This is a genomic window from Halomonas sp. 3F2F (genome assembly GCF_014897805.1).
Lineage (GTDB): Bacteria > Pseudomonadota > Gammaproteobacteria > Pseudomonadales > Halomonadaceae > Vreelandella.
In genome coordinates this window covers 1-15,996 of the sequence record NZ_JABUZE010000016.1, presented here as the reverse complement: position 1 = coordinate 15,996, position 15,996 = coordinate 1, and the positions used below count along the sequence as shown (strand labels likewise).

The following is a 15,996-nucleotide window of genomic DNA, read 5'->3' as shown; positions in this document are numbered from 1 at the left end:
ATGATCGCTTAAACGAGTGTCCACTGTTGCTGGGTAAGATCAGTATTTGTGATGCTGGCATCTACCTGCTGGGCCTGTTCTACCGTGTTAAGCAAGAAATTTGCCATGACGCTCTCACCCTGGATAGTCACTTTCTGGCAGATGTTGATTGGCTCCCTGCTGCTTATGGTGATAGCTGCATTCAGCAAACAACCTTTTTCCTGCCGACGGATGCTTACCACTGGGGAATGTTTATGTGGCTGGCAATTCCCGCATCGACTGGAGCTATCGGGCTTTGGTTTGCGGCGTTAAAGATTGGCGGCTCCGTACATACAAGCGGCTTCTTGTTTCTGTGCCCACTGTTTGCCGCCCTGGTTGCATTTATATTGATCGGACAACACCCGGCATGGCATGAAGTGATTGGCGGTGTTTTGGTGGGCGCAGGCCTGTTTCTGATGTCCCGCCAGCGTCAACCAAACCAGCGACAGCAAAAACCAGCCCCCTTATTAGATGCCCGCTAACGTAGCAGCGAGCGCTAACTGTTGAGCTAGCTAAGCTTGTCATCACTCTTTTATGGGCACGAATACCGGTGCCCCTTCAACCTCGACCACCGCCAGCCGCTGCTGGTAAAGGCGTTCTAATGCACTGGGCACCAGCATGCTGTCTCGCGCTCCCCAGCAAGCCTCGCCACTGGGGTAAAGCAGCAAAAGGTGATCACACCAGCGGGCGGCTAGATTTAAATCGTGCAGGCACATCATCACCGCGCTGCCCTGGGCTGCCTGCTGGGCCATCAGCGCCATTACTACGCTTTGGTGGTGTAGGTCGAGGTGGTTGGTGGGTTCGTCAGCCAGCCAGATGCTGGGGGCCTGGGTCAGTACTGTGGCCATCGCCACACGCTGGCGCTCACCGCCAGAAAGCGTACTCACCAAACGGTCGCGCAGGTGCGCAACGTCTAACCGTTCAAGCGCTGCTTCGGCTTGGGCGTAGTCATCTGCTCCCTCCATTTGCCACAGCGATAGATAGGGGTGGCGACCAATCAGTGCGGTTTCCAGCACGGTCGCGGGAAAACCATCCAAGCGTTCCTGGAAGACAATTCCCAACATTTGCGCAACTTGCCGCCTGCGCAGTGTCTCAAGCGACTGCCCTCCCAATATCACTTGCCCGGAACGCGGCGTGTTAAGCCCCGCCAAGGTGTGCAGCAGCGTCGTTTTACCTGCTCCGTTGGGGCCGAGCACGCCCCATACCTGCCCTGGTTCGATGGCAATATTCAGCGCCGTGCCATCGTCTCTTCCCGGTACGTTGATGATCAGGTCTTGGGTAACCAAACGGCTCATCAGCGGCTCCGGTAAAGCAGAAAGAGGAACGTCGGTACACCTAATAGCGCGGTAATCACTCCTACCGGCAGCTGTTCCGGAGCAATCATCGTGCGCGCCAGTGTATCGGCCAGCACCAGTAAGGTGCCCCCAGCCAGAGCACAGGCCGGTAAGATTAACCGCTGATCATTACCCAGCAATAGACGCAGCATATGTGGCACTACCAAGCCGACAAAGCCGATGCTGCCCGCCGTAGTAACAGCCGCGGCGGTTAACAAACTGGCGACAATATAGATGCACCACTCAAGTGGCCGGACGGCAACGCCCAGCGCAGCAGCTTGCTGCGGGCCACGGGCCAGCACATTTAAGCTGCGTCCAAGGGGCATCAGTACCACGCAAGTAGCCAGTAACAGCAGCAGCGGCGGCCAGGGAGCACGCGCGTAAGAAAGATCGCCCATTAGCCAATACAGCATGCCCGGCAACCGCTCAGCAGGGCTTAATGCCAACATCAGGGTGATCACCGCGCCCCAACCTGCCGCAACCACTACGCCGGTTAGCAGTAACCGTGAAGGTGTCCAACTACCACTGCCGTGGGCCAAACCAAAGACTAAGAACGTCGAAAATAGCGCACCGCCAAATGCCGAACCTGAAATTGCCAATCCACCAAGACCACCTAGCATGGCAGCAAGTGCACCAATTGAGGCGCCGCCGGAAAGCCCGAGCACATAAGGGTCTGCAAGAGGATTACGCAGCAGCACTTGCATCAGAGCACCCGCCACCGCCAACAAACCACCGACAGCAAAAGCCGAAAGCGCCCTTGGCAAGCGCAGCTCCAGCACCATAGTGCGCGCAAGCGCATTGCCCTCGTCCTGGCCGATATAACCAAGATGACCGAGAACCACTTGCCAAATTTGCGCTGGGGAAAGCTGCGCACTGCCAATGCCAAGGGCGATAATCAGCGAAGCCAGTGCCGCCAGCAGCAACAGGCCTAGCGGGAAGCCCAATCGTGCTAACATTTAATGGCGCTCGCGTTTTTGTCGGGCGATATCAAGATTCTCGCAGAGAATTTGGCTGCCTTCCATCAAGCGTGGAGTAGGCCGCTGAATTAAAGAAGGCGGTACAAAAAAGAGATTATCATCGGCAACCGCCGTTACGTTTGAGTACTGCTCCCAGTGGGTCAGCCAATGGCGATTCTCTTCACCCATGCCGCCGGCAACAATCGCTTCAGGGTTTTCCGCCAGGACAGCCTCATCATCAATACGTGGCACTAAGCGCGCCTGCTCACCAAACACATTTTCACCGCCACAGATCTCGATCACCTGACCGATAAGATGTGCGTCATTGACACTCATTAACGGCTCATCCCACACTTGATAGAAGGTACGCACCGGCTCCCGATCACGATATCGAGCGGCCAGCTCTGCCATCCTCGATCTGAAATTATCAGCGACCGCCTGACCGTCGCTTTCAGTGCCAGCCAGCCTCGCCAGGCGCTCAATTGCGCTGGCCACTCCCTCAAAATTCCTAGGCTCAATATAGAACACCGGCATACCCAGCGCTTCAAGGGTTTCCAATTGTTCAGCGGGGTTCCCGGTTACCCAGCCGATCACTAGGTCTGGCGCTAACCCGACCAGGGCTTCTAAATCAATACGCGTATGGCTGCCAACAGACGCAACCTCTTTGGCCTCTGGCGGATAATCACTGTAGCTAACCACCGCCACCACCTGATCGCCGGCACCCGCAGCATAGGTCAGCTCCGTTGCCCCTGGCGAGAGCGTGGCAATACGTTGAGCTGGCGTGTATAGACACACTTCACGCTCACGATCATCCACCGCGCAGCGGCTATGGTCATCTGCCAATACGACGTTTGCAACCACACCACTGAGCATCGATAAGATTAGTATGAGCCGGCTTAACAACAGTGCGGGGCCAGTGGCCCCGCGATGTTTAAACAATGTCTGATTCGCTGTTTTATTGGCCATAGTGAACGCTTAAGAATCCTGCACGGCCTGCGTTAAGATAGTCGGCACCATCAAACGAGCGCGTTGTAATGTAATCTTGATCCAACGCGTTTTCCAACGTTACTCGCGCACTCCATAGCGGGGCAAACTGCCAACCTGCACGTAGGTTAACCAGCCCGTAACCGCTTAAGCGGTCTTGATTCTGCGCATCACGATAACGGTGGTTTTGAGCAATCCAGGACCCACCTACCGACCAGTCGCCAAGTTCACGGTCTACGTCTAAGCGAAGACTTTGTGAGGCACGGTTTTGCAGGCGTTTACCGGTTAGGCGGTTTTCAGGGTCGGTGTAGGTCAGCGCAGCGGCTAGCGTCCAATAGTCGAGCTCGACGCCTGCAGCCAGCTCAGCTCCACGAATACGGGTTTCGGGTACGTTAAACAGCAACCCCTGACCAGCAATCAAGTTGTCGATATCGGTTTGATAGAGTGCCGCATCCCAGAACCAGTGGGCATACTGACCGCGCACACCGACCTCGATGCTTTGCGACGTTTCAGACTCTAAGTCGGGATTACCAAAGCCTGGGTAGTAGAGCTGGTTGTAAGTGGGTGCGTTAAAGGCTGTACCGTAGTTGGCACGTAAGGTGTGGTGGACGTCTAGGTCATAGCCCACGCCTACGCTGCCGGTGACTTCTTCGCCGTAAGCTTCATTGTCATCAAAGCGCAAGCTGGCTTGCAGAGTAAACGGCGCAAAATCGAGCAAAGCTTGGGTAAATACCGCCGCGTTGCTACGGCTAGTTTCATCGTACGCCGTAGTGCTATTAACACGATCTTCGCTGTATTCAGCGCCTGCAATCAGCTCATGGACACCCGCTGTGAAGGTATTCTCCCAGCGCGCGGTACTCACCTTGGTGTTAAACACTGAGTCACCAAAGCTATTGATGTTATCGCTTTCATCACGAGATTCGCTGAGTGTTAAACGGCTGCGCCAGTTATCGGTTATCGGCAGCTCACCGTAGACACCCGCCACCTGCTGAACGAAATCGTTTTCACCGCCATCGTATTCGTTATGACCACGGGCACGAAGCGCCAACACGCCCGCTTCTGCACCACTTTCAAAGGTGTGGGACACCCGCGCTAACGCCGTGGTGTTGTCATAGCCCTTATCGTCGCCATCGCGTCGAATCGGTTGACCATCCGTGGTGAAGTGGCTAGCGGAAAAGCTATAGCGGGTGCCGCCCTCTTTGCCGCTAATACCGGTACTCAGGCGCTGGGTATTAAACGAACCACCACCGACAGAAATACGCGGTTGCGGACCCTCTTCTTCGCCTTGGGGGGTAAACAACTGAATAACGCCGCCAATCGCATCGGCACCATATAGGCTGCCACGCGGACCACGCACAATTTCGGCGCGATCAAACATGCGCGGCTCCAGATGCTGCCAGGCAGCCCCACCACTGGTGGCAGAACGAAGACGAATCCCGTCAATCAACAGGACATTTTGGCCGCTACCGCTGCCGCGAATAAAAACGCTGCTGTTTTTACCAAAGCTGCCGTTCGTGGAAACATCCACCCCGGGCTGGCCGCGCAACAGGTCGGTAATGCTTACCGGATCTTGGCGGCGTAACGTTGCTTCGTCCAGCACGGTAACCGAGGACAGGCTTTCATTGGCAGTACGTGGAGCAAGTGCGGCGGTAACAACAACGGGGTTTAATGTATTCGCAGCAGGCTGTGCGTTAGATTGGGCTTGAACGGCCATGGGCAATGCGGCCATCGCAAACGCCGCCAGCGTGGCGGTGGAATGAAAACGGTAAGACATGAGGAGATCCCTTGCTCACTGTGCTCACCCGCACAGCGTATTTTTTTGACCGAGCAGAGGGATGATGGGGGGATCGGCAGCCTAAGCTAGCGATATCACCCTGAGCACGCCCTCCGCGTCTCGGCATGTTGTGGTTCTTTAGAACCATGCCTCTTAGGCCGGTCTCCGGGCTGACGAGCGAAAAGCGGATAACAGCATCATGCCTTTCCGAACGACCACCTTCCCATGCGTTAGCACAGTGGCATCTTTAGCCGTTCTTATCTCGATCACCGTTGCGGGGGCAGCGTTGGATTCACGTAAGTATTCACCAACTTCCCGTTTAACTGATGGCGATAATGGCCATCAGCACCTGAGAGTGCGCGTAAACTAGCAACTTGTTAGGGGCTGGTCAATTTAACCGATTAGGCTTTAAGCGCCTGCACGAGTCCATGCCGTACATGCCAGACCTGCTCGGATTGGGCGGCAGCGTCTTGGCTAAACCAGCCGCTTAAATCGCGCAGGCGACGCTGGTCTCGGGCTATGGGGACGATTCCCCGCCCTAACTCATTCATAATGACCACCAGCGTCACGCCATGGGTTTGTGCGGCAGTGGCCAAGCTTTCCAGATCTCCCCGCCACTGAGCACGCGACGCATCGCTGCTCATGTCCGAGTGCAGCACTGCCGCTAACCACTCAAACACACCGTACAGAACGAGCGGCACATTAGGCTGCATGATGTGGGTCGCTTCGTGTAAACGCTGCCCTGGAGAAAGCCGCCACCAAACAGCGCTGGGAAAGCGTGCTTTTACAACATCGCGCTTACCTGCGCAGGCACCGCCGATGAACAGCTGCATTGCCACTCTCCTTTGCCATCTTCACGTTTTAGATACGTCAGTTTCCAACGCCGTCCTTGTGCTTGATGAACGATGCCTTCCCAAAAGCCAATGGTTTCGAAACGACGCCGCAACTCGCGTATTACCCCGCCGTGGGTAACAACCAGCACTTTTTGATAATGATGTTCGCGGGCGTGCGCCGCCACCTCTTCAAGCCAAGCATTTAAACGCTCACGTAGCTGGCCAGAAGATTCGCCGCCTGGAATTTGCAGCTCACCCACGCTGTCAATCCAAGCGCGATAATGGGGTAAATCTTTTAGTTCATCGTAAACTTTGCCTTCGTAGTCACCAAAATCCAGCTCCCGTAATCGTGGTTCTAGATACAGCGGCACATCCGGCTTTGCCGCCTGCGACCACTCAAGGGTTTGCTGACAGCGGTTTAAATCGCTTGAATAAACAGCGTCAAAGCACTCTTCTGCCAATGCGTCACGCAGTGCCAGCAGCCCCGCTTCTGCATCAGGAAATAGCAGCGGAATATCGCGCTGCCCCTGGTAGCGGCGCTCTAAATTCCAGGCGGTGATACCGTGGCGAACTGCCACCAACTCCACATTAAGACCAGTAGCCAAAGCTCTCCTCCTTCAATGGTGGCACCTACCATATCGCCATTGATGCCGTTAAATAGCCGCAGCAGTGCCCTTCTGGCGATTGCTACCCACACGATGATAATCAATCCCCAGGCAAACCATGCAGGGGACACCGCGCCAAGCAGCACCAACGGCAGCAAGGCATAGCCAACATCACGGGCACTTAGCGACTGCTGCCAGCTCCATGCGAGCCCCTTGCCGTGAGCGCAGGGAGTAAAAATCAGCAGTGCGACACCAGCCAATCGACCCAATGCAGGCACGGCCACCAGCCACCACAGCGGTGCCTGATAAGCCAACAGTGCCCAAAGCAATACGCCCTTCCAGGCCAGCAAAAACAGTAATGCCAGGATGCCGAAACTGCCTATCTGGGCGTCTTTCATGATTTCCCAACGCCGCTCAAGGGGTTGGTTACTGCCTAACGCATCGGCAAGGTCCATTACGCCATCAAGATGCAAACCACCCGAAAGCGCTACCCATAGGCTTAGCAGTAGCAACGCAGTGATTGGCGCAGGTGACGCTATGAAACTTAATAGCAGCGCGCTTAACGCCAGCACGCTGCCAATTAATAACCCTACCAACGGATAAGCGCGAATTGCCCAGCGACGGGTGGCAGGTGTCCATGGACAGGCAATAGGAAGCGGAATTCGGGTTAGAAACTGCAGCGCGAGTATTAGGCCGAACAGCGCATTTTTCATCGTTTCCACTCCATGGCACAACCAGCGATGACTTCAAGCACTGAGTCAGCTTCCGCCGCTAACCAGCGGTGTAAGCACTGGATAAACTCAACGTAGCGCCAGGTAGCCGGCTGATCAGGAATCAGCTCTTCGTTAAGATCGTTCGATACAATCACCAGTGTTAGCCCCCGTGCTTGTGCATCACGCAGGCAGCGAGCCAGCAGCGCTAGACCTTGCTCATCACTGAATTCTTCATTTGGCTCAGCGCCAAACAGCACTTGCCCTGCCCAGAGAGTTAAACAATCGAGTAGCACCGCGTGGTGATCGGGCACTTGGGCAATCGCTTGGTCAATCGCCAGGGGCGCCTCTAGCGTCACCCATTGGCCTTCCCGGCGTGCCTGGTGGCGCGATACCCGGTCGGCCATTTCGGCGTCGTAAACATTGGCGGTGGCAATGTAATAGCAGCTGGCGCCACCCGCCGCGCTGAGCACACGCTGCTCCGCTACTTGGCTTTTTCCAGAGCGAGCGCCCCCACTAACAAAGACAATCATGCAGCACCTTTAGCAAGCGGTTATTTGCCGACTCATCACGCAGTGCCAAGCGTAACCAACTGCCCTCAAGCCCTTTAAAGCTGTGGGTATGCCTCGCCAATAGCCCTTTATAAAGCATGCGTTCAAACAGATCTGCGCTAGTCACGCCGCGTTCACGCTGTAAAACACCTGGCCGCACAAGGAAAAAGCAGCTGTGACTGGGCACCACCTCAAGCCCTAGCGCCTGCAACGCCTTGCCCAGACGTGGCTGCTCACTGGCCAGCCACTGCTGGGTGAGCCGTGCAAACTCGCTATCCGCTAACAGCGGTGCCACCAGCTCAGCGGCAAAATGGTTCACACTCCAGGGCGGTTGATGGCGGCTCATGGTGGCTACTATGTTTTCCGCAGCCAGCACGTAGCCTAGGCGCAATCCAGGCAAGGTATAAAACTTGGTCATTGAGCGTAGCAGCACTAAATGACAGTAACGCTTAAGCAGCGGCGTCAGCGCCTCGACGTCTATTGATAGATCGATAAATGCTTCGTCGACTACCACTTGGGTTCCGGTAGCCTGCGTATGCGCTAGCAGTCTCTCTACTGCATCGATGGGTATCAGCGTGCCAGTTGGGTTATTCGGACGACACAGAAACACCACGTCGGCGTTTGCTGCGTTCTCTAGCAAGTCGGCCATATCACAAGCGAAATGCGGCTCGCGCAATACATGCTCGGTCATTTCAATACGGTGGGCAGAACAGGCTCTGGCATATTCACCAAAGCTGGGAGCCAGTAATAAGGCTCGGCCACCGGCATGCAGCGCAGCGGCAAGAAAAATCGCCTCTGCCCCACCATTGGTCAGCAGTACTTGCGCGGGTTGAACACCGTTGTGCGCCGCAATGGCCTGCCGGGCTGAGGCGTAGTCCGGCGAGGGATAGCGGCTAAGCCCACCAAGCCGTGTTACCAACCAGCTTGCCAGCCACTCGGGCGGCCCAAGCGGGTTAAGGTTAGCGCTTACATCGTCAATCACATGATCGGCAGGTAGCCCAAAACGCTTCAGCAGCGCTGCGGCCTGGCCACCATGGCTTGGCCAATCAGCCGCCTCGTGAACAGTGGTTTGACAACTCATAGCCATGAAATCCCCGCGCCTGCCGACCCCATTAATACGCCCGTTAATACACTCATCAACACGGCCATTAACAAGAAAAACAGCAGCCAAGCACCGTGCATTAATTTAATGGTGGCGTTGATATGCGAACACGTCAGCGTTTCCAGTGGCGAGCCAAGAGTTGCTCGATGAGAAACCGCGCCCTGATAAACATTGGTGCCGCCCAACTGCACACCCAGCAGGTTCGCGACCATGGCTTCTGGCCACCCCGCATTAGGGCTTGGGTGGCGGGGCGCTTCGCGGCAGGTGGCCAACATGGCCCGACGCCAATAGTGCGCCGATGATTGCCAACTGATCAGAACACCGGCGGCCCACAAGCATAGCGCGGTCAGCCTGGCGGGCAGCCAGTTAGCTATATCATCAAGCTTCGCCGAGGCATAACCAAAGTCGCTATAGCGTTCGTTTTGATAGCCCACCATGGAGTCCAGCGTGTTGATCGCTTTATAAGCCAGCGCCAGCGGCGCACCGCCGATAAACGCGAAGAATAGCGGCGAGGTGATGCCATCCACCGTATTTTCTGCAATGGTTTCCACCGCTCCTCGGGTAATTTCCGCTTCATCCAGTTGATCGGTATCACGCCCCACCACCATAGAAAGTGCCTTTCGCGCCGATACTAAATCACCGTTAGCCAGCGGCACGGCAATGGCGCGCCCCGCTTCCGCCAAGCCTTTTATGGCCAGCGTTGTCGCCAGCAACCAAAGCTCAGCAGCTAGCCCAAGCCAAGGGTGCACCCAAGTCAGTAGCTCCAAACTCAGCCAAGCGAGGCTAAACGTGCCCAGCACAATGCTGGCGGTGAGTAAAAAACCCAGGAGTCGACGGCGCTTGTCACTTCCTTGGTTCCAGCGCTGCTCAAGTGCGCTGATGGCACGCCCAATGATGACCACTGGGTGCGGCAACGAACGCGGGTCACCAACGACTAAGTCGATGACAATCGCCAGTGCAACAATAACGATCCCGCCATACATGACGCCCCCAGTCATGGCGCACTATTATCGTGAATACCCGCATCGGCAAAAGTAGCCATCTCACTGAGCATCGCGGCGGCGGCCTGCAATATAGGAAACGCCAATGCCGCGCCACTGCCTTCTCCCAGGCGCATTCCCAAGGCTAACAGCGGCGACGCATCAAGTGCCTCAAGAGCCGTGGCATGGCCGGGCTCTTCAGAGCGATGCCCAAAAATCAAATAACCACGTACCGCCGGACATAAACGGCAGGCCGTCAGGGCGGCTACCGTAGCAATAAAGCCATCCACAATGGCAGGCAATCGGTTTGCCGCCGAGGCCAAATAAGCCCCTGTCATGGCAGCGATCTCTAACCCGCCGAGCTTGGTTAGCACCTCCATGGGGTCTTCGGCATTGACTTGGCGTGCCTTTAGCGCCCGCTCGATCACCGCTACTTTATGGGCCTGCTGGGCGCTGTTAATACCGGTGCCAGCGCCCACCAGCTGGGCCACTGGCTTACCGGTTAGCGCCGCCAGCATAGCGCTGCTTGCCGTGGTATTAGCAATACCCATTTCACCAGCAATAATGCATTTCGCGCCCGCCTGAACGGCTCGCTCAACGGCTTCGCAGCCTACCTGTAACGCAGCCAGCGCTTCGTCACGGCTCATGGCATCTTCAAGCACCATATTGGCGGTGCCCGCGCGCACTTTGGCATCAATCACGCCAGGCATTGCTAGCGGTGACGCAACACCAACATCCACAACCTCAATCTGGGCACCAATTTGTCTGGCAAAGACATTGATCGCCGCCCCGCCATGGGCAAAATTAGCCACCATTTGCGCCGTCACTTCTTGTGGAAAGGCCGACACGCCCTCTTCAGCAACCCCGTGATCAGCAGCAAAAACAATGATCGCCGGTGGCGTGATGCTTGGCTGACATTCACCAGTGATCTCACTAAGCGTAACGGCCAATGCCTCTAACTGGCCGAGGCTGCCCGGCGGCTTAGTGAGCGTATCAATATAGCGAAGCGTTAATGCGCCAGTGTGACTATCAAGTGGCGTGACTTGGTTAACGATGGGATGCATAGCAGCTCCAGGGCAGCAATCGAATTCATTTTGCGCCAGATGGTAGCAAAAGCGCGGCTGCTATACTTGCGCTTTAAGCTGCTTCAACACGCAACACCCCCTTCCGGGGACGGATTGCCCTGTTAGCTGTAATGTTCATAAAAACATCATCATTTACGACGATAGTTGCTATCAATCAGGGGTAATAAAACTACAAATATGGTTTTTATTGCCGTAAAGTCTCTTATATCGACACAAAAAGATGTAAAATAACTACAAACTTGACTCACCGTCTCTACCATGCAGAGGTCTCTATGCCGAGCTCAACACCCGCTACTTTAAATCCTACCGTTGCTGAGGTTACCCAACGCATTCGTGAGCGCTCTGCTGAGCGGCGTGCTCTCTATGAGCAACGCATGGCGGACCAGCATAAGCGTGGTGTGCACCGTGCAGAGCTATCCTGCGGTAACCTGGCCCACGGCTTTGCCGCGTGTAGCCCCCAAGAGAAAGACTCCCTGAAGCTAATGAATAGCGCCAACTTGGGGATCATTTCTTCTTACAACGATATGCTGTCGGCCCACCAGCCGTTTGAAACCTTTCCGGAAACCATCAAAGCCGCTGCTAGCGCCATGGGCTCAACCGCCCAGTTTGCCGGTGGTGTTCCTGCCATGTGTGATGGGGTTACCCAAGGGCAACCGGGCATGGAACTGTCGCTGTTTTCCCGCGACGTGATTGCGATGGCTGCTGCGGTTGGGCTTTCACACAACATGTTTGATGCTGCCCTTTATCTGGGCGTGTGCGACAAGATTATCCCTGGTCTGTTTATCGCAGCGGCACGCTTTGGTCACCTGCCTGCCATGTTCGTACCCGCTGGCCCAATGCCCAGCGGCCTGCCGAACAAAGAGAAAGCGCGCATCCGTCAGCTATACGCAGAAGGCAAAGTGGGCCGCGAAGAGCTGCTGCAAGCGGAGTCTGACTCCTATCACAGCCCAGGCACCTGCACCTTCTACGGCACTGCCAACTCAAACCAACTGATGATGGAAGTGATGGGGCTTCACCTGCCAGGCACCTCGTTTGTGAATCCAGGCACGGAAATGCGCGAAGCCCTGACCCGCTACGCGACCGAACAGGCTATTCGCAACACTGAACCTGGCGGCGACTACCGCCCTTTCTATAAGCAGATCGATGAACGCGCCATCGTCAACGCGGTGGTAGGTTTATTGGCATCTGGCGGTTCAACCAACCATACGATGCATTTGATTGCCATGGCCGCTGCGTCGGGTATTACGCTGAACTGGGACGACTTCACAGATCTCTCCGCCGTAACGCCCAGCCTGATGCAGGTATACCCTAACGGCCAAGCAGACATTAACCACTTCCAGGCGGCAGGCGGCATGAGTTACCTGTTCCGCGAACTGCTGGGCGCTGGCTTACTGCACGGCGATATCCCGACGGTGTTCGGCACCGACCTGACGGCCTACACACAAGAGCCCTTCCTGGAAAATGGCAAAGTGGTTTGGCGTGAAGGTCCAGAAAGCAGCTTAGATGAAAACGTTTTACGCCCAGTCGCTACCCCCTTCGCAGCGACTGGCGGCCTAACCGTAATGAAAGGCAACCTGGGACGCGGCGTGATCAAAGTATCCGCCGTTGCCGACGAACATCGTGTAGTAGAAGCACCGGTGAAAATCTTCGCCGACCAGAACGAAATGAAGGCTGCGTTTGAATCCGGCGACTTAGATCGCGATGTCATCGTTGTGGTGCGCTTCCAGGGGCCAAAAGCCAATGGCATGCCGGAACTTCACAAACTGACGCCGTTCCTGGGCGTACTGCAGGACCGTGGCTTCAAAGTGGCACTGGTGACTGATGGCCGTATGTCTGGCGCGTCAGGTAAAGTGCCCGCTGCGATTCATATCAGCCCAGAAGCACTGGACGGTGGCCCGCTATCGAAACTGCGCGACGGCGACATTGTGCGTCTGGACGCCAACGCAGGTACGCTGGAAGCCAAAGTAGAGGCGGCTACCTGGGCCGATCGTGAGCGCGTAGTGGCGAATTTGGATCACTACCACGTTGGCCTAGGCCGCGAACTGTTTAGCGGCTTTCGCCACCTGGCCATGCGTGGTGAAGAAGGCGCAGGCTCGCTGGGCGGCTTTGAAGCCGATGATCTCGCTCGCCAACAGGGCCAGATTCTTCAAGAGGATGCCTAATGCGACCGGCCTTAATTGGTGATATTGGCGGTACCAATGCCCGCCTAGCGCTCGTCACGCCAGGTGAGGTGACGCCCCACGATATTATTAATCTTCCCTGCGCGGACTACCCTGGGGTTATCGACGCGATTCAGGACTACCTGGAGCGCGTGGGCGCCACGGGTGAAAATGCACCGGTGGAAGCCTGCTTGGCGTTTGCCTGCCCGGTCCACGCCGAGCGGGTCAAGATGACCAATAATCACTGGGATTTTATGAAAAGCGATGTTCAGCAGACGCTGAACCTATCGCTGTTTAAAGTGATTAATGATTTTACCGCACAGGCTCTGGGCGTACCCCATGTGGACACCGACAACCTGGTGGAAGTGCAAGCAGGTGTGGCTCAGTCTCACTCTACCCGCTTGGTGATTGGCCCCGGTACAGGTCTGGGCGTTGCTGGCGTTTTTCCCGGCCAACACGCCTGGATACCGCTTCCCACCGAGGGCGGCCACGTCACGTTCGCCCCCACTGACAGCACCGAGCGAGCGCTGCTGGATGTTTTTCTACAGCGCTACCAACGGGTCAGCGTAGAACGTATTTTATGCGGCCAGGGCTTATTGGAACTGTACCAGGCCCATTGTGCTCTGAACGAGCAAACACCTAGCTGCACGACGCCAGCCGAGGTTACCCAAGCCGCCAATCAAGGTGACTCTATCGCCACCGCAAGCCTACTGCGCTTTTTGAAAATCCTCGGTGATGTATGCGGCGACGCGACCCTAACAATGGGCGCAAGAGGCGGCGTTTATCTATGCGGCGGGATTTTACCGCGCCTACTGGAGTGGCTACCCAAATCCGAACTGCGTGATAGCTTTGCGAACAAAGGCCGGATGGGCGCGTATAACGCCGATATTCCCGTGTGGATTGTTACTCACCCGTGGACAGGGCTGCTCGGCGCCGCCGAAGCGCTGCATAACGAAGAAGTCTTTTAACTTATTAGGAATGTCCATGCCTGCTCACACCTTCGATGTGCCTTTTGTTCTCGGCATGATGCGCCTGCATGAAGCACCAGAGATGCACCAGGCGAGCTATCTCTCCGACTGGATCGAAGCCCGTATCGAGCAGGGGTTGCACTGGTTCGACCATGCCGACATTTACGGGAACGGTGCGTGTGAGACGCTGTTTGGTCACGCGCTAAACACGCGCCCCGGACTGTCAAAACGGCTTAAGGTGGTGACCAAAGCGAGCATCGCCAACGATAACCCAGCCCACGGCTCTGGCAAGGTGAAACACTACAACGCCAGCCCGGATTATCTAAGCCGCGCCATCGACAATGCACTTAACCGCCTTGGCGTCGAGCGGCTAGATCACTTTTTAATTCATCGCCCTGACTTATTAATGAACGCAGAAGCAACTGGCCGTGCCCTTGATGATGCTATCGATGCAGGCAAAATTGGCGCTGCGGGCATTTCTAACCATTTGCCAAGTCAGTGGCGTAGGCTGCAAAACGCCATGCACCACCCTTTACGTGCCAACCAAATCGAACTTTCCATTAGCCATAACGCCCCCCTGTTTGATGGCAGCTTTGATGATCTATGCGCCGACGGCCATTGGCCGATGGCCTGGTCACCACTAGCGGGCGGCACACTAATGCAAGGCGACGTCGGTAACGTTCTTAACCGCGTAGCTCGAGAGCAAAACGGCACCTCTAACGCGTTATCGCTGGCTTGGCTGCGGTCACTGCCTAGTCGGCCGATTCCCGTTGTGGGCAGTGTGAAGCCTGAGCGTATTGCTGACATGCTCGACGGTCCTGAGACGCTCTCAAGAGAGACATGGTACGAGCTGTTAGAGGCCGCGCGAGGCCACTGCGTCGCGTAACCCCTTCATCAATTAATAATATAATGACAAGGAATGACTTATGACGCCGGTGATTGCTTTCGGTGAAGCCTTGGTTGATATGTTGTCCAGCCGCTTAGGCGATGATACTGGCCAAGAAACCTTCACGCCTTACGCGGGCGGCGCACCTGCTAACGTCGCGGTTGCCTGTGCCCGGCTTAACGTACCCAGCCAGTTTTTAGGCATGGTGGGTGACGATACGTTTGGCCACTTCCTGATTCGTGAGCTGAAAAGCCATGGCGTAGATACTCAGGGTGTGGTGTTGACCAAAGAGGCACGCACCGCGCTGGCGTTTGTTTCCCGGGACAGCAGCGGCGAGCGCACGTTTGATTTTTATCGCCCACCGGCGGCCGACCTGCTTTATCGCTTAGAGCACCTGCCCCACGGCGTGTTTGAACAACCGGCGATTGTTCACTTATGCAGCAACAGTTTGACTGACCCTGAGATTGCCGACACCACCTTAGCGATTGCCGCTATGGCAAAGCGCGCAGGCTGTTTAGTCAGCGTGGATGCCAACCTCCGCCATAATCTGTGGACCGAAGGGTCAGCCGACCTATGGCTAGTAACCGAGCTATTGGATAGCGCCGATCTCGTTAAAGTCTCACTCGATGAGCTTGATTATCTTCGTGGCGGGCATTCTCAGGAAGCGTGGCTATCTCAGCGGCTAGCCGCCGGGGTAAAAGTAATTTTAATCACCGACGGCCCTAACAAGGTGGTGCTGAAAGGTGTTGGCCTTGACCACACCATCACACCACCTAAAGTGACCGCTGTTGACACCACCGCTGGCGGTGATGCGTTTATTGGCGGCCTGCTGGCTGAGCTTTCACGGCACGGAATTGATGAGAACTGGTACCAGGACAGTGACTTTCTAACCCGCGCGGTGGATATTGCCTGCCGCTGTGGTGCTCACGCAGTAACACGTCCAGGCGCCTACGCTGCACTGCCGACCCATAGTGATATTGAAGCGCTAAGAAATACGTAACGTCTGTAGATCGAGTAGGAAGGGGAGTCGCCTCCCCTGTCCTCTCACACC

At 56.0% G+C, this 15,996-nt stretch carries 16 protein-coding genes and 1 riboswitch; of the genes, 5 read left to right on the top strand and 11 right to left on the bottom strand.

Features of this window, described 5'->3' with window-relative positions; translation table 11 throughout:
• The coding region (locus INT21_RS01415) for a DMT family transporter (RefSeq protein ID WP_193084759.1) at positions 1–500 on the top strand (500 nt) is incomplete at its 5' end.
• Between the two features lie 42 nt (positions 501–542).
• On the opposite strand, the gene INT21_RS01410 is transcribed toward INT21_RS01415, so the two are convergent.
• From INT21_RS01410 to cobT, 11 genes are all read right to left on the bottom strand, one after another.
• Positions 543–1,313, bottom strand: a complete 771-nt coding sequence (locus INT21_RS01410) for an ABC transporter ATP-binding protein (RefSeq protein WP_193067780.1) — start codon at positions 1,311–1,313, stop codon at positions 543–545.
• Positions 1,313–2,308, bottom strand: a complete 996-nt coding sequence (locus INT21_RS01405; RefSeq protein WP_193067779.1) for a FecCD family ABC transporter permease — start codon at positions 2,306–2,308, stop codon at positions 1,313–1,315. The genes INT21_RS01410 and INT21_RS01405 overlap by 1 nt, the downstream gene beginning before the upstream one ends.
• Complete coding sequence (locus tag INT21_RS01400) at positions 2,309–3,274, bottom strand: cobalamin-binding protein (protein ID WP_193067778.1); 966 nt, start codon at positions 3,272–3,274, stop codon at positions 2,309–2,311. It abuts the gene before it with no gap.
• Positions 3,264–5,066 carry a TonB-dependent receptor domain-containing protein gene (locus INT21_RS01395; RefSeq protein ID WP_193067777.1) on the bottom strand — a complete coding sequence of 601 codons (1,803 nt, stop codon included), beginning with the start codon at positions 5,064–5,066 and terminating at the stop codon, positions 3,264–3,266. The genes INT21_RS01400 and INT21_RS01395 overlap by 11 nt, the downstream gene beginning before the upstream one ends.
• Positions 5,067–5,205: 139 nt before the next feature.
• Positions 5,206–5,434: riboswitch (cobalamin riboswitch) on the bottom strand.
• A 33-nt stretch (positions 5,435–5,467) separates the two neighbouring features.
• Positions 5,468–5,899, bottom strand: a complete 432-nt coding sequence (locus INT21_RS01390; protein WP_193067776.1) for a bifunctional adenosylcobinamide kinase/adenosylcobinamide-phosphate guanylyltransferase — start codon at positions 5,897–5,899, stop codon at positions 5,468–5,470.
• On the bottom strand, positions 5,851–6,504 hold the full coding sequence (locus INT21_RS01385; protein WP_193067775.1) for a histidine phosphatase family protein: 654 nt from the start codon (positions 6,502–6,504) through the stop codon (positions 5,851–5,853). Before INT21_RS01385 ends, INT21_RS01390 begins: the two co-directional genes overlap by 49 nt.
• Positions 6,441–7,217, bottom strand: coding sequence for an adenosylcobinamide-GDP ribazoletransferase (gene cobS / locus INT21_RS01380; RefSeq protein WP_193067774.1), 777 nt, complete (start codon positions 7,215–7,217; stop codon positions 6,441–6,443). Before cobS ends, INT21_RS01385 begins: the two co-directional genes overlap by 64 nt.
• Complete coding sequence (locus INT21_RS01375; protein WP_193067773.1) at positions 7,214–7,747, bottom strand: bifunctional adenosylcobinamide kinase/adenosylcobinamide-phosphate guanylyltransferase; 534 nt, start codon at positions 7,745–7,747, stop codon at positions 7,214–7,216. The genes cobS and INT21_RS01375 overlap by 4 nt, the downstream gene beginning before the upstream one ends.
• Positions 7,731–8,846: a threonine-phosphate decarboxylase CobD gene (cobD, locus tag INT21_RS01370; RefSeq protein WP_193067772.1), complete on the bottom strand. Its 1,116-nt coding sequence runs from the start codon at positions 8,844–8,846 to the stop codon at positions 7,731–7,733. The genes INT21_RS01375 and cobD overlap by 17 nt, the downstream gene beginning before the upstream one ends.
• Complete coding sequence (cbiB, locus tag INT21_RS01365) at positions 8,843–9,850, bottom strand: adenosylcobinamide-phosphate synthase CbiB (RefSeq protein ID WP_226912410.1); 1,008 nt, start codon at positions 9,848–9,850, stop codon at positions 8,843–8,845. The genes cobD and cbiB overlap by 4 nt, the downstream gene beginning before the upstream one ends.
• A gap of 11 nt (positions 9,851–9,861) precedes the next feature.
• Positions 9,862–10,911, bottom strand: coding sequence for a nicotinate-nucleotide--dimethylbenzimidazole phosphoribosyltransferase (gene cobT, locus INT21_RS01360; protein ID WP_193067770.1), 1,050 nt, complete (start codon positions 10,909–10,911; stop codon positions 9,862–9,864).
• 293 nt (positions 10,912–11,204) lie between these two features.
• On the opposite strand from cobT, the gene edd reads away from it, so the two are divergent.
• From edd to INT21_RS01340, 4 genes are read left to right on the top strand one after another with little or no spacing between them, the layout of a single operon-like run.
• Positions 11,205–13,094 carry a phosphogluconate dehydratase gene (edd, locus tag INT21_RS01355; RefSeq protein WP_089037972.1) on the top strand — a complete coding sequence of 630 codons (1,890 nt, stop codon included), beginning with the start codon at positions 11,205–11,207 and terminating at the stop codon, positions 13,092–13,094.
• On the top strand, positions 13,094–14,059 hold the full coding sequence (gene glk, locus INT21_RS01350; RefSeq protein WP_193060245.1) for a glucokinase: 966 nt from the start codon (positions 13,094–13,096) through the stop codon (positions 14,057–14,059). The genes edd and glk overlap by 1 nt, the downstream gene beginning before the upstream one ends.
• Before the next feature lie 16 nt (positions 14,060–14,075).
• A complete protein-coding gene (locus INT21_RS01345) occupies positions 14,076–14,945 on the top strand; it encodes an aldo/keto reductase (protein WP_193067769.1) in 870 nt (289 codons plus the stop codon).
• A gap of 40 nt (positions 14,946–14,985) precedes the next feature.
• A complete protein-coding gene (locus INT21_RS01340; RefSeq protein ID WP_193067768.1) occupies positions 14,986–15,945 on the top strand; it encodes a carbohydrate kinase family protein in 960 nt (319 codons plus the stop codon).
• Positions 15,946–15,996 lie beyond the last annotated feature (51 nt).